The organism is Natronococcus roseus (assembly GCF_043677095.1).
In the GTDB taxonomy this organism is placed as follows: Archaea; Halobacteriota; Halobacteria; order Halobacteriales; family Natrialbaceae; genus Natronococcus; species Natronococcus roseus.
The window spans coordinates 104137-124090 of record NZ_JBHLJR010000001.1; the positions used below are offsets into that span (position 1 = coordinate 104137).

Annotated in this window: 16 protein-coding genes; 11 read left to right on the plus strand and 5 right to left on the minus strand. The window is 67.7% G+C overall.

What is annotated here, in order from left to right; translation table 11 throughout:
- The first annotated feature begins 66 nt into the window (after positions 1-66).
- The gene (locus ACFEMD_RS00575; RefSeq protein WP_394738938.1) at positions 67-228 is read left to right on the plus strand and encodes a hypothetical protein; all 162 of its coding nucleotides are present in this window, start codon (positions 67-69) and stop codon (positions 226-228) included.
- Between the two features lie 22 nt (positions 229-250).
- Here the strand turns inward: ACFEMD_RS00575 and ACFEMD_RS00580 are convergent, their stop codons facing one another.
- Both ACFEMD_RS00580 and truA read right to left on the minus strand, forming a co-directional pair.
- Positions 251-496, minus strand: a complete 246-nt coding sequence (locus ACFEMD_RS00580; protein ID WP_005553210.1) for a hypothetical protein — start codon at positions 494-496, stop codon at positions 251-253.
- Between the two features lie 59 nt (positions 497-555).
- Positions 556-1404 carry a tRNA pseudouridine(38-40) synthase TruA gene (truA, locus tag ACFEMD_RS00585; RefSeq protein WP_394738939.1) on the minus strand — a complete coding sequence of 283 codons (849 nt, stop codon included), beginning with the start codon at positions 1402-1404 and terminating at the stop codon, positions 556-558.
- Between the two features lie 131 nt (positions 1405-1535).
- On the opposite strand from truA, the gene ACFEMD_RS00590 reads away from it, so the two are divergent.
- On the plus strand, positions 1536-1796 hold the full coding sequence (locus ACFEMD_RS00590) for a glutathione S-transferase N-terminal domain-containing protein (protein WP_394738940.1): 261 nt from the start codon (positions 1536-1538) through the stop codon (positions 1794-1796).
- A 9-nt stretch (positions 1797-1805) separates the two neighbouring features.
- On the opposite strand, the gene ACFEMD_RS00595 is transcribed toward ACFEMD_RS00590, so the two are convergent.
- Both ACFEMD_RS00595 and ACFEMD_RS00600 read right to left on the minus strand, forming a co-directional pair.
- Complete coding sequence (locus ACFEMD_RS00595) at positions 1806-2597, minus strand: creatininase family protein (protein WP_394738941.1); 792 nt, start codon at positions 2595-2597, stop codon at positions 1806-1808.
- Between the two features lie 74 nt (positions 2598-2671).
- Positions 2672-4042 (minus strand): sulfatase family protein, encoded by a 1371-nt coding sequence (locus ACFEMD_RS00600; protein ID WP_394738942.1) that lies wholly within the window; start codon positions 4040-4042, stop codon positions 2672-2674.
- Between the two features lie 156 nt (positions 4043-4198).
- Here ACFEMD_RS00600 and ACFEMD_RS00605 point away from each other — a divergent pair, with 156 nt between their 5' ends.
- Complete coding sequence (locus ACFEMD_RS00605) at positions 4199-5683, plus strand: sulfatase family protein (RefSeq protein ID WP_394738943.1); 1485 nt, start codon at positions 4199-4201, stop codon at positions 5681-5683.
- A gap of 79 nt (positions 5684-5762) precedes the next feature.
- On the opposite strand, the gene ACFEMD_RS00610 is transcribed toward ACFEMD_RS00605, so the two are convergent.
- On the minus strand, positions 5763-8213 hold the full coding sequence (locus ACFEMD_RS00610) for a PAS domain-containing sensor histidine kinase (protein ID WP_394738944.1): 2451 nt from the start codon (positions 8211-8213) through the stop codon (positions 5763-5765).
- A 424-nt stretch (positions 8214-8637) separates the two neighbouring features.
- Here ACFEMD_RS00610 and ACFEMD_RS00615 point away from each other — a divergent pair, with 424 nt between their 5' ends.
- The 8 genes from ACFEMD_RS00615 (at position 8638) to ACFEMD_RS00650 (ending at position 19803) form a co-directional block, all read left to right on the plus strand.
- Positions 8638-11187 carry a heavy metal translocating P-type ATPase gene (locus ACFEMD_RS00615; protein WP_394738945.1) on the plus strand — a complete coding sequence of 850 codons (2550 nt, stop codon included), beginning with the start codon at positions 8638-8640 and terminating at the stop codon, positions 11185-11187.
- Between the two features lie 106 nt (positions 11188-11293).
- Positions 11294-12535 carry an MFS transporter gene (locus tag ACFEMD_RS00620; protein ID WP_394738946.1) on the plus strand — a complete coding sequence of 414 codons (1242 nt, stop codon included), beginning with the start codon at positions 11294-11296 and terminating at the stop codon, positions 12533-12535.
- 57 nt (positions 12536-12592) lie between these two features.
- Positions 12593-13747 (plus strand): CBS domain-containing protein, encoded by a 1155-nt coding sequence (locus ACFEMD_RS00625; RefSeq protein WP_394738947.1) that lies wholly within the window; start codon positions 12593-12595, stop codon positions 13745-13747.
- 110 nt (positions 13748-13857) lie between these two features.
- Positions 13858-15255: an NAD-dependent succinate-semialdehyde dehydrogenase gene (locus ACFEMD_RS00630; RefSeq protein WP_394738948.1), complete on the plus strand. Its 1398-nt coding sequence runs from the start codon at positions 13858-13860 to the stop codon at positions 15253-15255.
- A 58-nt stretch (positions 15256-15313) separates the two neighbouring features.
- Entirely contained in the window at positions 15314-16897 is a 1584-nt protein-coding gene (locus tag ACFEMD_RS00635) for an acetolactate synthase large subunit (protein WP_394738949.1), read from the plus strand.
- 105 nt (positions 16898-17002) lie between these two features.
- Positions 17003-17641 (plus strand): helix-turn-helix domain-containing protein, encoded by a 639-nt coding sequence (locus ACFEMD_RS00640; protein ID WP_394738950.1) that lies wholly within the window; start codon positions 17003-17005, stop codon positions 17639-17641.
- Between the two features lie 219 nt (positions 17642-17860).
- Complete coding sequence (locus ACFEMD_RS00645; RefSeq protein ID WP_394738951.1) at positions 17861-18286, plus strand: response regulator; 426 nt, start codon at positions 17861-17863, stop codon at positions 18284-18286.
- 53 nt (positions 18287-18339) lie between these two features.
- Entirely contained in the window at positions 18340-19803 is a 1464-nt protein-coding gene (locus ACFEMD_RS00650) for a lipase maturation factor family protein (protein ID WP_394738952.1), read from the plus strand.
- The last annotated feature ends 151 nt before the right edge of the window (positions 19804-19954 follow it).

The window sequence follows — 19954 nt, forward strand, 5'->3', positions numbered from 1 at the left end:
CTTCGGCGGGCGAGCATATGCAGGCTGTAGCGGTTTGTCCGCAGTTGGCAAATATTGAAGGAGAACATGACATTCGATCCACCAGTTACGTGTCCGGTCTGCGAGGAGGTTCTGGAGTTAGATCGCGGACTCGAGGATCATCTCGTGGAAAAACACACCCAGCGTGAGGTCGCTCGGTACGTGGTCTCCCGGGAGGATCGAACCGAGCCCGAAGCGCTCGTCAGGTGACGGCCCTCGAGCGGTTTCGTTCTCACCCTCGCATCTCCGCGTCGACGGCAGTTCGGACGACCCGCGCGACGCCCAGCATGGCGACAAAGCAGCCTGCGAACGTCAGCGTCCCGAACAGAAACAGGCCGATCGCGATCGGACCGCCCTCCGACTGGGCGAACAGCGTCGAGATGACGAACCGATAGCTCAGGAAAACGAGGACGACGCCCGCGGCGACGTAGATCGACGCGCGCCAGTAGGCGCCGTACTCCTCGGGAGAGAGCTCCATGTGCCGTCGATCGAACGCGGGGGGGCAAAAACGCTCCCCCGCGCAGGGTCGAACGGGAGTTATCGCAGACCGTCCCGGAGCTGTCCCGCAACCCGCGACCCGGTCCGGCGCTCGACCCGGTGGGCGTCGAACACCGCTCGAGCGCTCGCCGCGGCGTCCTCGTCGACGTCGAACCCGAGATCCGGATAGTCGACGCCGGCGAGCACGAGCGGTTCGGGCGGGGCGGGCGCGATCCCCTCGTGGCCGGGCAGCGACTCGGGCTCGAGCGCGCGCTCGAGGTCGTCGAACGATCGCTCGCCCGTTCCGACCGACTCGGCGAGCGAGACGAGCCGCCGAACGAGCTCGCGGGCGAAGCCGCCGGCCGAAACGGTGACGACGAGGTAGTCGCCGTCCCGCGTCGCCTCGAGCGTCGGCGCCCGCTCCGTATTACGGTCGTCGGGCGTGAGGTTGTGGAAGTCGTGCGTGCCCGACAGCGCGTCGCAGGCGGCTCGAAAGCGGTCGTCGTCGACGGCGGCTCGAGCCGGCTCGTTCTCCTCACGGCGGTTTGCAGGCGGTGCGTACAGGTGATACGTGTACTCGCGTCGGGTCGCGTGGTGGGTCGCGTGGAACCCCTTGGGTGCGGCGGCGGCCGCCCACGCCCGCACGTCGGCCGGGAGCTCCCCGTTGAACGCCCGCGGCGTCAGCCAGTCGGGCGCCTCGAGGGCGATCGTCTGGGCGAGCGCGGAGACGCCGGCGTCGGTTCGTCCCGCTGCGGCGTAGCCGGCGGGTTTTCTCGCGTCGGACTCGAGGACACCGTGGGCCCGGAGTGCGTCGAAGAGCGCGCCCTCGACGGTCGGCACGTCGGGCTGGCGCTGGAAGCCGTAGTAGTCGCTGCCGTCGTAGGCGATCCGGAACGCGCGCAGTTCCATCGACTGGATCCAGCGGTTCCGGGGTGTTAGCCTCGTCGAACCCGACGCCGGTGGCTCGAGCCGTTCGATCGTCCGCCCCTCCACTCGCCGGCTGAACCCTTACCCCGCCGGTTCGGCAACTCGTTCACGAGATGCTCGAACTGTACCAGGCCGAGGGCTGCCCGCACAGCGCCGAAGTTCGCGAGACGCTCACCGAACTCGGCTGCTCGTACGTCGTCCACAATCCGCGCCTCCCCGGCGACGAGGGCGGCGACGTGCTCAACGAGCGGACCTACCACGAATTGACCGAACTCGGCGACGACGAGATCCCTTACCTCGTCGATACGGACCGCAACGAAGCGTTCTCCGAGAGCGAGGCGATCGTCGACTACCTCGAGGAACAGTACGGCTGACGGACGGGATCAGTCGTCCTCGAGGGCGTCGACCAGCCGACACAGCTCGGAGACGGCAGCGTCGACGAGCGCCGCGCCCTTCCCTGCGGTCGCGACGGTCGGATCGCCGATGTTTCCGGTAGGCGTCAGTTCGTCCATATCGCCGGCGGTGAGCGACCAGCCGACCCTGTTGTCGCCGAGGGCGTCGTACTCCGTAAGCGGCAGCGACTCCGCGGGCGGGTCGACGCGCTCGGCAGCGTCCATATCGACGAGCTTCGGGAGGAGCTCGAGCATGATGCTGGTCTCGAACTCCGAGGCGTGAAAGGAGACCTCGCCGGTACGGATCTCTTCGGCGACCTCCGCGAACAGGTCGACCAGCGGCGCGTGGAACGCCTCGATTCCGTGCTCGGTCCGCAGTTCGCGGACGACGATCTCGAGTTCGGGATCCTGGGCGAGGTAGTGGCCGTTGAGCAGGACGACGTTCTCGATCCCCCAGCGGCCCGCGGAGGCACAGACGTCGGTGACGTAGCGTCGGAACGTCTCGGAGGAGAGCGTGAACGTGCCTGGCTTGAACGTGTGGTGGGGACTGACGCCGTACCAGATCGGCGGCGCCAGCAGCGTGGAGCTGCGCTCGGCGACGCGTTCGCCGATCGCCTCGGGCATGTAGACGTCGACCCCCAGCGGCAGGTGATGGCCGTGTTGCTCGGTCGTGCCGACCGGGAGCAACAGCGTCGACGTGGACTCGAGAGCCGTCTCGATCTCCCGCCAGGTCATCTCGGCGACGCGGTAGGGGTCGTCGGCACCGCTCGGTTCGTCTGTCACGTCCGTGTGTCGCTGCGTAGCGACTAAACGGGTTCGGTTGATAGGGGTTCGGTTCCGGTCTCGACGGACCCGGACTACGGTCCGTCCTGCTCGGGTTCGCTCTCGATCTGGGGGTGGATCGCGTCCCAGTCGCTGGGTCGGACCGGTCCCTCGAGCAGCGGGTCGTCGGTCTCGAGCATCCACCCGATGAGCTCGTCCCGGAGTCGGCTCCTGACGTCCTCGTGGTCGGGATCCTCGGCGAGATTCTCCCGCTCATGGGGGTCGGTCTCGAGGTCGTACAGTTCGACGTAGGGGCGTTGCTCGCAGTAGTACTCCTCGCGAACCTCGCTGCCGGCGGCGCTCTCGTAGATGTCGCGGGTGAGGTAGACGCCGGGCAGGTGCCAGAAGTTACGGACGTACTTGTAGCGGTCCGTGCGGACGGCCCGCACCGGGTTGTAGCGGTCGTGCCAGGTCATCCCCGCGAACAGCCGCTCCCGAGGTTCGTACTGGCCCTCGCTTCCGTCGGATTCGTCGACGAGACGGCTGCGAAAGCTCCGTCCGGCGACGTTCTCGGGACTCTCTGTTCCGGCGAACTCGAGCAGCGTCGAGAAGACGTCGACGTTGCTGACGAGGTCGTCGACGACGCCCGGCTCGAACTCGTCCGGATACCGCATCGCCAGCGCGGCGCCGATGCCGGCGTCGTAACAGCAGCCCTTCGCCCGAGGGAACGCCAGCCCGTGTTCGGTCGTGAAGACGACGAGGGTATCCTCGGCGAGGCCCGCCTCCTCGAGGGCGTCGAGCACCGTCCCGACGCCGTCGTCGAGCGCCTCGAGCATCCCCTGTACTTCGGCAATGTCGCTGCGAATCCCCGGTCGGTCGGGGAGAAACGGCAGCGGCTCGACGCGCTCCGGGTCGGGCGTCTCGTAGCGATCGGCCTCGAAACCGAACCCGTCCTCCTCCTCGACCCGGTGGAGTTCGAAGAAGCCGACGGAGGCAAAGAAGGGAGCGTCGTGCTCGCCCGCCGAGAGCACCGACGCGACCTCCTCGCCGACCTCGCGGGCGCGAGCGGTCTCGTGGACCGACGGTGGCGTGTTCACCCGCAGCGGCTCCTCGACGTGTTCGCGGTCGTAGCCGAGCCGATCGGGGTACTCGGTAATGTGCTGAAGTCCGAACCGGTGGGTCTCGTAGCCGGCATCACCGAGCAGCTGCGGGAGCAGGCGTTCGTCGGGACCGATCTCCCAGTCGCCGTGGGCGAGCCCGAGCATCCCGTTCTGGTGGGGATGGCGTCCGGTCATCAGGCTCGAGCGACTCGGCGAGCACTGCGGGGCCGTCACGAAGTGACGGTCGAAGCGGACTCCCTCGTCGGCGAGCCCGTCGATCCGTGGCGTGTCGACGGCCGCACCGTAGCAGCCGAGGTAGCGCCCCAGGTCGTGGCAGTGCATCAAGACGATGTTCGGCGGGGCCATGGCTCCGGCGTACGTAACCGGAGGGAGTAAACATTGGGCCGGCGACGGCCTGATCGGTCGCCGACGGAGACGGTCACTCGACCCGATCCGAATCCCTGAATCCCCTGCATTAGCCGGGTCTGGCGCCTTCCCGACGAGAGGCGGAGGTGATCTATCATGAGCGAACCCAACGAGCGTGACGGAGAGTCACACACTAACGTTCGGAACGTCGTTCTCGTCGTTCTCGACACCGCTCGAGCGAAAAGCGTCGGCCCGGAGACGGCACCGACGCTGACGACACTCGCCGAAGAGGGGACGAGCTTCGAGAACGCGTTCGCGACCGCGCCGTGGACGCTGCCGTCTCACGCCTCGATGTTCACCGGCTGCTACCCGTCCGAGCACGGCGCCCACGGCGGGCACACGTTCCTCGACGACGATCTTCGGACGCTGGCGGAGGCATTCTCGGCGGGCGGGTACGAGACGGTCGGCGTCTCGAACAACACCTGGATCACCGAGGAGTTCGGCTTCGACCGCGGGTTCGACGACCTCCGGAAGGGCTGGCAGTACATCCAGTCCGACACCGACATGGGCGCCGTCGTCAGGGGCGAGGACGCCCGCGAAAAGCTCCAGGCGACCCGCGATCGGCTGTTCGAGGGTAACCCCCTCGTCAACGCGGCGAACGTCCTCTACAGCGAGGTGTTCCAGCCGACCGGCGACGACGGCGCCTCGCGGTCGGTCGACTGGATCGGCAACTGGCTCGAGAGTCGGGGCGACGACCCCTTCTTCCTGTTCTGTAACTTCATCGAGCCCCACGTCGAGTACGACCCGCCGCGGGAGTACGCCGAGCGCTTCCTCCCCGAGGGAGCGAGCTACGAGGAGGCGACCGCGATCCGACAGGACCCGCGCGCCTTCGACTGCGAGGACTACGACCTCACCGAACGGGAGTTTCGACTCCTCCGCGGGCTCTATCAGGCCGAGCTGGCCTACGTCGACGACCAGCTCGCTCGGCTTCGCGAATCGCTCGAGGCGGCCGGCGAGTGGGAGGACACCCTGCTGGTCGTCTGTGGCGACCACGGCGAGCACATCGGCGAGCACGGCTTCTTCGGCCACCAGTACAACCTCTACGACACCCTGATCAACGTTCCGCTGGTCTGCCACGGCGGTCCCTTCACCGGCGGCGGCAAACGGCGGGAGCTGGTCCAGCTGCTCGACCTCCCCGCGACGCTGCTCGAGACGGTCGGGATCGACGATCCGGAACTGCTCGAGCAGGGTCACGGTCGGTCGTTCCATCCCGATAGCGACGGCGAGCGACGGGACGCTATCTTCGCCGAGTACGCCGCCCCCCAGCCCTCGATCGATCGCCTCGAGGCCCGGTTCGACGAGATTCCCGACCGCGTTCGGGCGTTCGACCGCCGGCTCCGGGCGATCCACACCCGCGACGAGAAGTACGTCCGCGGCGACGACGGCTTCGAGCGTTACCACGAGCTCGAGGGCGATCCCGACGAGCGGACCGACCTCGCGGCCGACCGTCCCGAGCGCGCTCGGGAGCTACGGGCGCGACTCGAGGAGCACTTCGACTCGCTCGAGGCGTCCGAGGCGGGCGGGGAGGTCGAGATGCAGGCCGGAACCAAGGAGCGGCTGGCGGATCTGGGGTATCTCTAACGGTAGATCGGAGACGGTTTCGTCGTTTGGAGGGCGCCCAAAACTCACGTCATGTACAGCTCGAGTGAGGGTATAGTACCTAAAACGAGTGGTGGTCGCCCACAACGGTACGCGGATCGCGTTCGCTTCCGGCTCTGAGCGTAAACGAGAACGTCGCTCCCTCACCGGGTTCGGAGTCGACCCAGATCTCGCCCCCGTGGCGCTCGACGATACGCTGACAGAGCGCCAGCCCGATACCAGTCCCCTCGTACGCCCCGTGACTGTGGAGGCGGTCGAATACCGTGAAGATACGGTCCTGATCCTTGGAATCGATCCCGATCCCCTCGTCGTCGACTGAAATCACCCAGTCGTTGTGTCTCCGGTCGGCGCTCACGCGAATCCGCGGCGGCTCGTCTCCGCTGTAGGTGATGGCGTTGTCGAGCAAATTCTGAAACAGCTGTCGAAGCTGGCTGGCATCGCCCTCGAGACGCGGAAGATCCTCGACCGTAACTTCGGCATCGCTTTCGACGATCCGAACGTGGAGATCCTCGAGCACATCCTCGAGGACGGCATTCAGATCGATTGATTCGACCGAATCGCTCTGCGTATCGACCTGGGAGTACTCGAGTAGCCCCTCGATCATGTCGCGCATCCGGTCGGCACCGTCGATGGCGAACTCGAGGAACTCTTCACCGTCGTCGTCGAGATCGTCCTTGTATCGGCGCTCGATGAGTTGGAGATAGCTCGAAACCATCCGCAAGGGTTCCTGGAGGTCGTGGCTGGCGGCGTAGGCGAACTGTTCGAGGTGCTCGTTGGACACCTCGAGTCGTCGCTCGAACTGCTTGCGCTCGGTGATATCGGCCAGGGCGCCGGGGAACGACACCGGAGTACCGTCGTCGTCGTACTCGATGTGGCCGCGCGCAACGACCCACCGGAGGTTGTCGTCGTCGTCCCGCACGCGGTACTCCCCTTTGTACTCTTCGCCCGATTCGATAGCGTCCTCGATCTTCCGTTCGACCCGCTCGCGATCGTCCTCGTGGATGGCCGAGATGAACCGGTCGAACGAGACGCCCTCGGTGGCCGCCTCGGGATCGATCCCGAACTTCTTGGCGAACGACGCACCCGTGACCATCCGGTCATCGGGAATGTTCCACTCCCAGGTTCCGACAGCGCCGGCTTCTGCCGCCGCTTCCAGCCGCTCCTTTGCATCCTCGAGATAACGCTCGCGTTCAACCCGCTCGGTTACGTCGTTCGCCGTACCCAACCATCGAGTGATTTCGCCGTTCTCATCCAGGAGCGGCGTAGCGCGCGAGACGATCCAGGCAACTGTGCCGTCTTTGCGAACGACTCGGTGTTCCAACTCGAAGCTGCTTTTCGTGCGAATGGCTTCGCCAATGTTTTTTTGAACGCGCGACTGGTCTTCGGGCGGAACGTATTCTTCGACCCACGACGGCCCTTGCTCGTCGATGCCCGCGAGGAAATCCGACCCCTCCAAACTGTGCACCTCGCTCCAGTCTGCGTTCGTACTGAACACCGCATCCGACGTGGTGGTGACCAACGCCCGAAAGCGTTCCTCGCTCTCGCGCAGTTGTTCGTACGCCTCTCGTTTTGCTTGTTGTAGTAGCTCCTGTCCGCGCAGCACGATATCCGACGCGAGCTGTGACTCCGCCGTGTCGGGTTCCTCTAGCAGCTCCTGCTCGCCGTCGGCCTGGAGTTCCTGGACGATCGGAGTGACGTCCTCGACGCTGTGGATAATGTAATCGATCTCGCCCGTCGTGGTGAACACGGGCGAATTGCTCGGGCTCCACCAGCGCTCTTCGAACTCGTCGCCGTCGGACGTGCGGTCGGGGATCGGATAGTGCGTCACCGGCATAACGTCGGCCTCTCCGGTCTCCGCTACTCTCTCGAGCGACTCGCGCAGGTTCTCGACGCCTTCGGCTGGATCGTCGGGATTGTTCGGAAAGATCTCGAACAGCGACTTACCCAGGATCTCCGCCCGATCGGTCATCGTCGCGTCCAGATATGCATCGCTCACAGCCACGGCTTCGTAGTCGCCGGGCTGTACGATGAGATAGTTGCCGGGGACGTTCTCGAACAGTCGGCGAAAGGTCGCTTCGGTGGTTTCCGTTTCCGCCTGGTTACGTTCGTCAGTTTCGCGAACGGTTCCGACTGTTCCCCGTACGGGATCACCCGCGTCGATCACGTTCATCCGCATTTCACAGCGAATCTGTTCCCCTTCGGCGGTTTCCAGGGTGAGCTCGAGCGGCTCGCTTCGCCCGGAGTCGTTCGCTCGGAGACGGTCGATCTCGCGTTCGATCGTCCCACTGTCGCCGCCGAAGAGCACGGACACGTGTTCGCCGAGCAGTTCCTCTCGTGTGTATCCGGATACCTCGACGATGACGTCGTTTACCGAGACGAGGTGGCCGTCGACGTCGAGTCGATAGATCCCATCGTCGATCGTCTCGACGAGGGTACGATAGTGCTGGAGGGCCTCGGTGTCATCCATCTCTCCCCAGAACGTCGTTTCGGAAGACCCGGCCCGATCACTCATGTATTTGCCAAAGACCCTCGACTCGGATAAGGACCGTGTTCGGACGGTTTCCCGTACTGTTCGGCACTTCGAGATCGAACAGTACCGCATCGATAGCCTCGTCGTCACGTTCCCGTCACTCGTCGGTCGAACGGTTCGCATGCCGAAAGCAGCCCCGTTTCATACGGTTTGCTGGACGTCAGTTCCGCCACAATCGCGGCCCGGGTCGCGGTTGAGCCTACGTCGGTACAGCAATCCGTATCAGTGACACGACTTCCCGTGCTGATCGATCACTACGCTTTACAAACTGAGCCCGGCCTGTACGGCGTTCGCGCTATGTGCTATTGATAACTCTCCGGATGATGACGGCTCTTCGCTTCGTCCGCACCCCTCTCGGTTCCGCCACCGAGCACCGTTATAGTCCTCCGTCGTCTTACGAAAAGACGTGTCCGATACCCGCGCGGAGACGAGCAGTTGTCGGCTCTGTGGCGCCGACATCGACGGCGGCAAGCGGTTCTGCTCGAGGGGCTGTCGGGAGATCCACGAGAGCCTCGGCGAGCCGCCCGAGGACGGCACGGACGAGCGACCCGCCGACGCGACGGGCTCGAGCGACGACACCGCGCTCGACGATGACAGCGCCGCTCGAGCGTTCTTCCGGATCGACGGGATGTACTCCGCGCTCTGCGAGGCCTACCTTGAGTCCGTCGCCGAGGGCCACGAGGGCGTCCTCGAGGCGACCGCGAGCTACGTCACCGAGACGGTGCGGGTCGACTACGATCCCGCGCTGACCTCGGCCGACGAGATCAGATCAGCACTGACCACGACCGGGTACACGGCCTACCGCAGGGAGGGGATCGCCGGCGGGAACTCGACGACCGAGAACGCCGGGGGCCGGAGAGCCAACGGAGACCGCGGGGCCGACGGGAACGACTCGAGCGAGACCACCCACCGCTCCCGGGAGATGACGGGGCTGCGTAAGCGGCGCACGGAGGACGTCCTCGAGATGCGCTACGTCGTCGGGGTCGTCTTCGGCTCCTTTCTGCTGGTGCCGTACGTCACGATCCTCTACCCCGTCTACCTCGCGGAGGTCGTCGACTGGCGGTTTCTCGCGCCCTACGAGGGGATGTTCGCCACGCTCGACGGGCTGGTACTGCTTCCGCTGTTTCTGGTTGTCACCGGAGCCGTCCTCTACCTGAGCGGGATGCCCCTGCTTCGGGGCGCCTACGTCAGCCTGAAGCTTCGCCGGCCGAACACCCAGCTGCTGGCCGCCGTCACCGTCGTCGCCGCCTTCGCCTACGGCACCGTCGCGCTCGCGCTCGGACGCAACGACGTCTACTACGACTTGACGATCCTGGTCGCCGCGACGGTGATGGCGGCGCTGTTCTACGAGGCGACGGTCAAACGGCGGGCGCTGGCCCGGCTCACCGACCTCACCGTCTCGGACGTCGGCGAGGCGCGCCTGCTCGAGGCCGACGGCACGACCCGGACGGTGCCGACCGAGCGGCTGGCCGCGGGGGATCGGTTGCTCGTCCGCGAAGGCGAGCGGATCCCGGTCGACGGCCGGCTTGCGGAGGGGAGCTGCACGGTCGACGAGGCGGTCGTCACCGGCGAGTCGCTCCCGGTGGCGAAGCGGGCGGGCGACGACGCCGTCGGCGGCTCGCTCGTCGTCTCCGGTGCGGCAGTCGTCGACGCTGCCGACAGAACCGAGAGCAGCCTCGAGCACCTCACCGAGACGGTCTGGAACCTCCAGAGCGCGACCCACGGGGTCGGCCGGCGGGCCGACCGGCTCGCCGCGCGCGCGACCCCGCTGGTCGCCCTCGCCGTGGCGGGGGTCGGCGCGGCCGCACTCGCGCTGGGCTGGGACGCGCCGACGGCCGTGACGGCCGTTCTGGCGACCGCGATCGTCGCGAGCCCGTGGGCGCTCGGCCTCGCGGCCCCGGTGTCGGTTGCGACGAGCATTCAGGAGGCCCTGGATCGGGGGATCGTCGTCTTCGACGAGACGGTGTTCGAACGGCTCCGGGAGGTCGACGTCGTCGTCTTCGACAAGACCGGGACGCTGACGACCGGCGAGATGCGGGTGCTCGAGGCCGACGCGCCGCCGGAGCTGCTCCGGTCCGCGGGCGCGCTTGAGGACCGGGCGGCTCACCCGGCCGCGAGCGCGATCCGAGACGCCTTCTCCCGCGGGAACGACTCCGAAGACGGCGAGGACGGAACCGACGCGGGGGAAACGGCCGCCGACGACGGTGCCGGCGCTCCGCCGACGGTCCGGGAGTTCGACTCCCACGAGACCGGCGTCGAGGGCGTCGTCGACGGACGCCGAGTGCTGGTCGGCCACCCGGACCTGTTCCGCGAACGGGGCTGGACGCTCGAGGGAGATCTCGCCTCGCGGGCTGCGACGGCTCGCGGGGGCGGTCGGCTCCCGGTCCTCGTCGGGGCCGACGGCCGCGCGAGCGGGCTCGTCGTCGTCGGCGACGAGCCCCGCAGCGAGTGGGTCGAGAGCCTGACCCGGCTTCAGGACGCGGGCGTCGAGGTCGTCGTCCTCACCGGCGACGATACGGCCGCGAGCGCGTTCCTCGAGCGTCGGGCCGACCTCGAGGTCTTCGCCGACGTCCCGCCGGCCGGCAAGACCGCGGCGATCGAGCGGCTGGCGGCCGACCGGCGGGTGGCGATGGTCGGCGACGGTACCAACGACGCGCCCGCGCTGGCCGCAGCGGATCTGGGAATCTCGCTGGGCGGGGGTACCGCGCTCGCGGCCGACGCCGCCGACCTCGCGATCCTCGAGGACGACCTGGCCGGCGTCGAGCGGGCGATCGCGCTCGCTCGAGCCGCAGGGGATCGCGTCACTCAGATCCTCTGGCTGGCGCTTTCGTACAACGCGATCGCGATCCCGATCGCACTGGCCGGACTGTTGAGCCCGCTGGTGACGGCGGCCGCGCTCGCGGTGACCGCGTCGCTCGTCGCCGCGAACGCCTCGCGGCCGCTGCTCGACCGGTAGCGCTCGAGCGTCGTCGCCGTTCTCGGGTACGCCTCGAAACCGCGAAGCGGCAACCGGGCGGGGCAAGGCCAACCTACAGGACGGAACGCCCGCATCTCGCGGACGAATGGCCGACGATACCCTCGGGCGACGACGGACCTACGGGATCGTCGTCGCCGCGACGCTCGCCTACACCTGCCTGATGTTCGTCTGGTTCTCGCTGCCGGCGTACCTCTCGACGATCATCGCGGAGCTCGAGCTGTCGGGTACGCAGGCTGGCGTCGTCGCGGGCGCGGTGCCGCTGACCTACATTCCGCTGGCGCTGTTTTCGGGACTGGCGGTCGATCGGATCGGCCCCGGACGGAGCCTCGCGGCCGGCGCGGTGATCTTCGGCGTCGCACAGGCGGGCCGGAGCGTCGCCGAGGGATTCCCGTCGTTGCTGGCGCTGACCCTGCTGCTCGGGGTCGGGGCGACCGCCGTCACGTTCGGCCTGCCGAAGCTCGTCTCGACGCTGTTTCCGCCGAGTCGAACGGGGTTTCCGTCCTCGATCTACCTCGTCGGCGCGTCGGCGGGGACCGCGCTCGCCTTCGGGGTCGGACGGCCGATCCTCGGCCCGTGGCTCGGCGGCTGGCGTCCCCTCTTTCTCTGGAGCGGGCTCGTCGCGATCGGCTACGGGCTCGGCTGGTATCTCATCGCCCGGCGATTGGGGCTCGACGACCGCGCCGCGGCAAAGGACGCGAACGAGAACGACCACGGCGACCGATCGCCGCTCGAGTCGATCCGCCGGGACCTCCGGCTGATCCTCACCCACCGGGAGCTCCAGCTCGTGGTCGTCGTCGGCACGATGTACCTGCTGGCGAGTCACGGGATCCAGGGCTGGCTCCCGACGGTGCTCGAAGCCCGGGGCGTCTCGCCCGGGCTCGCGGGCCAGACGACGAGCCTCTTCGTCGCGGCCTACGCCGTCGGCATCTTTACCGTACCGGCGCTGGCCGACCGCTACGAGGCTCGTCCGTCGGCGCTGATCGGCTGCGGCATCGTGTTCTTTGTTGGGATGGTCGGTATCGTGCTCGCCGATCGGATGTGGATCGCGCTCCTGGCGAGTATCGTCGTCGGCGGGCTCGGCGTCGGCGGGCTCTCGCCGCTCGTTCGAGCGATCCCGCCCGCGCTCGAGGGAATCGGCGCGCGGCTGACGGGCACCGCCGTCGGCTTCATCTTCGCGGTCGGCGAGATCGGCGGCTTCCTCGGCCCGGTGCTGATCGGGACGAGCCACGACCTGACAGGCTCGTACGCCCCTGGACTGGGACTGATCGCAGCGGCGGGGATCGTGGTCGCGGCCGCGGGCGCGGCGCTGCGTCGCCTCGCCGACTGAGGTCCGAGGGACGTATGCAGGACATCGCCTGAAGAGGCTCCGGTTCGTAACGCCAGTATGGCCAGTATCCGTATCGGCTCGGCGTTCGGCATTCCGATCAAGCTCGGCGTCTCGTTTCTCCTCGTCGTTCCGCTGTTAGCCTACCTCATCGGCGTCCAGATGGAACTCACCGTCGAGTTGCTCAACGACACCTTCGGCGCGGGGATCGATCCGGCCCCGCTGACCGACGGCGCGACGCCGTGGCTGCTCGGGCTGGCGGCCGCGCTGGGGCTGTTCGTCAGCGTCTTCTTCCACGAACTGGGTCACGCGCTGGCCGCGCGCCGCTACGACCTCGAGACCCAGTCGATCACGCTGTGGTTCCTGGGCGGACTCGCGCAGTTCGCCGAGATGCCCGAGGACTGGCACAAGGAGTTCGTCATCGCGATCGCGGGCCCGATCGTCAGCGTCGCGGTCGGGGTCGTCTGTTACGTCGGCTTCGTCCTGCTGCCCGCCGAACTGCCCGCGGTGCTGTTCGTGCTCGGCTACCTGGCGATACTCAACGTCGTACTGGCGATCTTCAACATGCTGCCGGGGTTCCCGATGGACGGCGGCCGGGTGCTCCGTGCGCTGCTCTCGCGGAACCGATCGCGGCTGGAGGCGACGCAGATCGCCGCCGGCGTCGGGAAGGGGTTCGCGCTCCTGCTGGGATTCGCCGGCATCATAACCCTCAGCATCTTCTGGATCGCGATCGCCTTCTTCATCTACATCGCCGCCTCGAGCGAAACCCAGCAGATCTTCGTCGAGACCGCCTTCGAGGGGTTGTCCGTCGCGGATCTGATGACTCCCGCAGCGCGACTCGATACGGTCACGCCGGAGTTCCCGCTCGATCGACTCCTCGAGCGGATGATGCGCGAGCGCCACACCGGCTACCCCGTCCTCGACGACGGGGCGCTCGTCGGCATCGTCACCCTCGAGGACCTCCAGGAGCGGGCCGACGACGGTGACGCCGTCGTCGCGGACGTGATGTCGACCGACCTCATCACCGCCGCGCCCGGCGACGAGGCGACGACCGCGCTGCGGACGATCCAGCGCGAGGATATCGGACGGCTCCTCGTCGTCGACGACGACGGCTCGCTCGCGGGGCTGCTCTCGCGGACGGACCTGATGACGGCCCTGGAGGTCGCCCAGGGGAGCCGATCGATCCCGGCCGAGCCGCGGTCGCTCGAGCAGTGAGCGCCCGCGGCGGCTGCAGCCGCGACTCCCGTCGACGACGGTTCGACTGCCGGGCGTAGGTCTTTGGGGCGCGTGCTCGTGGTAGGACTGCACGCGACCCAGGGATTACTATGGACAGCCACAATCCGGCGACCGGCGAGCGACTCGAAACGTACGACGACCACGACGAGGACGACATCGAGGAGATCCTCGCGAGCGCGGACGACGCGTTCGAGTCGTGGGCCGAAACACCGATCACGGAGCGCCAGCAGCTGCTCGAGCGGGCCGGCGAGATCGTCCGGGAGCGCGAGGACGAGTACGCCGAGCTGATCAGCGAGGAGATGGGGAAACCGATCGCCGAGTCCCGCGCGGAGCTCGAGAAGTGCGCCTGGGTCTGTGACTTCTACGCCGAGCGGGCCGACGAGTTCCTCGCCGACGAGGCGCTGGGCAGCGAGCCCCACTCGCGGACGTTCGTCTCCTACGAGCCGCTGGGGGCCGTTCTCGCGGTGATGCCCTGGAACTTCCCGTTCTGGCAGGTGTTTCGGTTCGCCGCCCCCCACCTGACCGCGGGCAACGTCGGCCTGCTCAAACACGCCTCGAACGTTCCGGGGTGTGCGCTGGCGATCGAGGAGATCTTCGAGGACGCGGGCTACCCCGAGGGCGTGTTCTCGACGCTGCTCGCCGGCTCGGACGAGATCGAGGACGTGATCGCCGACGACCGTCTCGACGCCGTCACCCTCACCGGCAGCGAGGGCGCCGGCCGCGCCGTCGCCGAGCAAGCGGGCGGCGAGCTGAAGAAACACGTCCTCGAGCTCGGCGGGAGCGACCCGTTCGTCGTCTGTGCGGACGCCGATATCGAGGCCGCAGCCGAGACTGCGGCGACGGCCCGGACGATCAACTCCGGGCAGTCCTGTATCGCGGCCAAGCGCTTCATCGTCGTCGACGAGGTCTACGACGAGTTCCTCGACCGATTCGTCTCGGAGATGGAGAGCCTCGAGATCGGCGACCCCCTCGAGTCGGACACCGACATCGGTCCCCAGGCCCGCGAGGACCTCATGGAGGACCTCCACGAGCAGGTCGAGGACAGCGTCGAGGCCGGCGCGTCCCTCGAGTGCGGCGGCGAACCCCTCGACCGGGAGGGACACTACTACCCGCCGACGGTGCTCTCTGAGCCCCCGCGGGACAGCCCCGCGGCCGACGAGGAGGTGTTCGGCCCGGCCGCGGCCGTCTTCCGGGTCGACGACGAGGACGAGGCGATCGAGCTCGCCAACGACGCCCGCTACGGGCTCGGGGGCTCGGTCTGGACCGAGGACCTCGCTCGCGGGGAACGGCTCGCCCGCGAGGTCGAGGCCGGCTGCGTGTTCGTCAACGAGCTCGTCAAGTCCGACCCGCGCCTGCCCTTCGGGGGCGTGAAGGCCTCGGGGTACGGCCGCGAGCTCGCCGAGGCGGGGATCCACGAGTTCGTCAACCGCAAGACCGTCTGGGTCCAGTCGGCCGGCGCGGACGACGACGTCCCCGACACCGAGTAGCCGGCGGCCGTCCCACGAAGGTATCAGACTCATGCGTCCCGGGCGAGTCAAGTGAGTCGTGTCAACAGCATCCGATCTACTCGTCGACTGCCTCGAGGCCGAGGACGTCGAGTACGTCTTCGGGCTCCCGGGCGAGGAGATCGAGGACCTGCTCTTCTCGCTTCGCGACTCCTCGATCGAGTTCGTCCCGACCCGCCACGAGCAGGGCGCGGCGTTCATGGCCGACGTCTACGGGCGACTCACCGGCGACGCCGGGGTCTGTCTCTCGACGCTCGGGCCCGGCGCGACGAACCTCATCACGGGCGTCGCCGACGCCCAGCTCGACAAGAGCCCCGTCGTGGCGATCACCGGCCAGGGCGGGCGCGAACGGCTCCACAAGGAGAGCCACCAGGCGCTCGACGTCGTCGACGTCTTCGAACCGATCGTCGAGTGGAACGCCCAGATCGCCGAGCCCGAGATCGTCCCCGAGTCGGTTCGCAAGGCGTTCAAGCTCGCCGAACTCGAGAAACCCGGCGCCACCCACCTCGAGTTTCCCGAGGACGTCGCGAGCGAGGAGATCGACGAAGAACCGATCCCCGTCCGAGATTCGGTCCGCCGCCCGGATCCCGACGACGCGTCGGTCGAGCGGGCCGCGACGCTGCTCGAGGACGCCGAGCGGCCGCTCCTGCTGGCGGGTAACGGCGCGGTCCGCACTCCGGCGGCGGACGGCATCCGCGCGCTCGTCGACCGACTCGAGCTGCCCGTCGTCGCAACCTACATGGGGAAAGGCGCGATCTCGGACCGCGAGCCAGCCTCGTTGCTGACCCTCGACTCCGGCCCCGACGACGAGGCCGCGCGGGCGATCGAGCGGGCCGACTGCGTGATCGCGGTCGGCTACGACATCGCCGAGCACGACCCCGAGGGGTGGAACCCCGACTGCGAGAAGCAGATCGTGCACGTCGACTACGAGCCCGCGGAGGTCTACCGCCACTACACCCCCGACGTCGAGATCGTCGCCGACGTCGGCGCGACCTTGGAGGCGATCGGCAATCGGCTCCCACCGGAATCGTGCTCGCTGTGGTGTCGCGACGCCCACGATCGGATTCTGGAGGCGGCCACTCGAGCGCCCGAGGACGACGACCCGGTGACGGTTCGTAACGCCCTCCCCCTGCTCCGGGAGGCGACGGCCGACGAGGACGTCCTCGTCTCCGACGTCGGCAGCCACAAGATGGCCATCGCGCAGTCGTATCCGACCTACGAACCCAACACCTGCGTGATCTCGAACGGGCTGGCAAGCATGGGGATCGCGGTCCCGGGGGCGCTCGCGGCCGACCTCGCGACCGATTCGAACGTCGTCGCGGCCACCGGCGACGGCGGCTTCCTGATGAACGCCGCCGAGATCGAGACCGCGAGCAGGCTCGACTGCGGCTTTACCATCGTCGTCTTCGTCGACGACGACTACGGGCTCATCTCCGAACAGCAGGTCGAACACCGCGGCGAGTACACCGGCACGGCGCTCTCGAACCCGGATCTGGTCGCGTTCGCCGAGAGCTTCGGGATCGACGCCTACCGCCCCGAGGGCTGGGACGAGATCGAGCGAACCTTCCGGGAGGCCGTCCCGTCGGACGAGCTCTCGCTGATCGAGATCCAACTCGAGGCGTAGTCGACCGGCAACGGCGGTCACGTCGTCGGTCGGCGAGTCGTTCGCGGACGCGAGGGTTACTATTGCCGACCCTAGAGTTTACTACAGCGAAAGTATGGGGGAATTATGGCGATCGAGGCCGCCTTCGACGTGTCGGGGGAGTGGTTTCCGCTGACGTGTGTGTTCGAGGAGCTCCCGGACGCGATGGTCGAACTCGATCGGATCGTCCCGACGAACGGGGAGACGATACCCTACTTCTGGCTGCGCGGTCCGAACGTCGAGTCGTTCGATCCGGCGGCGGTCTCACACCCGGATCTCGGGGCGATCAGCGTCGTCGAAACCGTCGGCGAGGAGGCGCTGATGCGGGTCGAGTGGGAGCCCGACCGGAAGACCCTCCTGACGGTGTTGCTCGAGTCGCCGGTCGTCCTCGTCTCCGCGGTCGGCACGAGGCGACGCTGGTCCGTCGAGATCCGGGGCGACGACCGCGAGGCGCTCGCCACGTTCCAGTCGGCCTGCCGCGAGGCGGCGATCCCGATCGACCTCACGCGGCTCCAGCCGCTCTCGTCGCACACGGACGAGAGCGACGCCCTCACGCCCGCCCAGCGCGAGGCGTTGCTCCTGGCCTACGAACGGGGCTACTTCGACTCGCCGCGACGGATCACCCAGACGGAGCTCGCCGCGGAACTCGACATCACGCGCCAGTCGGTTTCCTCGCGGTTGCAGCGTGGGCTCCGGCGGCTCGTCGGTGATACGATGGTCGACTGACACGGTGAGCTTAGTACAAAAAGGATGCTGCCTACGCAGCAGTATCCTCAACTGTTCGAAGTACTGGAGTTCAGTAATGGCAGACGGGTTCGAGTTTATTTTATCTGTACGCTCACGGCGAAAATTGATTCGGGGATCGCGGTCGCAACGGACGAGGGCGTTGGTCGCTCGCGAAACACCAGCGGACGGAAGCTGGCGAACGGCCGTCCGAGGACGGCGATGACCCCTTCACGAGAGGTGTTGCTGGTCGAGGACAACCCTGGAGACGTTCGGCTCGTCCGCGAGGCGTTCGCCGAGGCCGACGGCGATCACACCCTCCGCGTGGCGACGACCGGCGAGGAGGCGCTGGCGGTTCTCGAGCGACGGGGCGACAAGGACGCGGTTCCCGATCTCGTCCTGCTGGACCTGAACCTACCAGGCACCAGTGGGGAGAGCGTCCTCGAGCGGATCCGCTCGTCGCCGGCGCTTCAGCGGCTTCCGGTGATCGTCCTTTCGAGTTCGGACGCCGACGAGGACGTCGAGAGCTGCTACCGCGCCGCCGCCAACGCCTACCTCACGAAGCCGATCGCCCCCGACGACCTCGTCTCGATGATCAGGAGCCTCGAGGAGTTCTGGTTCGGTCACGTCCGGCTCCCGCCGCAGTAAGCCGGCCCGTTCCGGCGGTATCTCTTTGCCCGTTCGCGCGTTCAGGGCGGAACGTGTTCCACGGCGAGGAGTTCTGGCTCGTTCGCTTCCTCTTCCAGCGCGGGCTGGCGCTCCTCTATCTGCTCGCCTTCCTCGTCGCCGCCGTCCAGTTTCGCCCGCTGGCCGGCGAAAACGGCCTGTTCCCCCTCGAGTGGTACCGCGAGGGTGCCTCGTTCAAGGAACGACCGAGCCTCTTCTATCTCGTCCCCAGCGACCGCGCGATCGGGATCGCCGCCTGGACCGGGGTCGGCCTCTCCGCGCTGGCGCTGTTCGCGGTTCCCTACCAGCTCCCGGACGGGTACGCGACGCCGGTCTCGATGGCGCTGTGGGCGACGCTGTGGCTGCTGTACCTCTCCTTCGTCAACGCCGGCCAGCTCTTCTACGGCTACGGCTGGGAGTCGATGCTGCTCGAGACCGGCTTCCTGGCGATCTTCCTCGGCGCCGGCTCGACCGCCCCGCCCGCGGTCGTCTTCCTCCTGCTCCAGTGGGTGCTCTTCCGAAATATGTTCGGCGCGGGGCTCATCAAGATCCGCGGCGACGACTGCTGGCGCGACCTCTCCTGTCTGGACTACCACTACGAGACCCAGCCGATCCCGAATCCCGTGAGCTGGTACGCCCACCACCGCTCGAAGCTCTTTCACCGCCTCGAGACCGTCGGCAACCACGTCCTCGAGCTCGCGGTGCCGTTTCTCTACTTCGCGCCCCAGCCCGCCGCGGCGCTGGCCGGCGCGGCGACGATCGGCTTTCAGGGCTGGCTGATGGTCACCGGGAACTTCGCCTGGCTGAACGCGCTGACGATCGTGCTGGCGATCGCCACCTTCAGCGACGGGGTCCTCGAGGCGCTGCTCCCGGTGACGGCGCCGGCGACGACCGCGACGCCGATCTACCTCGAGGCCGCGGCCGTCGTGGTGGCGGTGGTCGTCCTCGCGCTGAGTCTCTACCCCGTCCGGAACATGCTCTCGGAGCAGCAGGCGATGAACACCGCGTTCGACCCGCTACACCTGGTCAACACCTACGGGGCGTTCGGTTCGGTCACGCGGGACCGCTACGAGCTCGTGATCCAGGGGACGACCGACGAGCGAGTCACGGACGTAACGGAGTGGAAAACGTACCGGTTCCGGGGGAAGCCGACGGATCCCGAGCGACGGCCACCCCAGATCGCCCCCTACCACCTGCGGCTGGACTGGCAGCTCTGGTTCGCGGCGATGTCGCCGACCCCGCGTCGCAGCCCGTGGGTGTTGCGACTCCTCCGACGGCTGCTCGAGGAGGACGAGCCCACGCGCTCGCTGCTGGCCGAGGACCCCTTCGAAGGCGCCGACGAGTCACCCGAACACGTCCGCGTGCTTCGCTATCGCTACCGCTTTACGACTCCCGAGGAACGCGCCGAAACGAACGCGTGGTGGCACCGGGAACGGGTCGGTACCTACGTCAATCCGGTTTCGCTCGAGGAACTGCGGGTTCGGCGGTTCGGCCCGTAGGGCGAACTCCGCGCCGAAGAAACGGAGTGCGAACGTCGTCGAAACCGCACGGGACACTGATCACCTCGTTTAGTCAGATGTTTACGCGAAACGCTGCGTGTGAGAACCTCACAGTCGGCACCGGTGAAACGGGTAACCGTCGACTAACGTC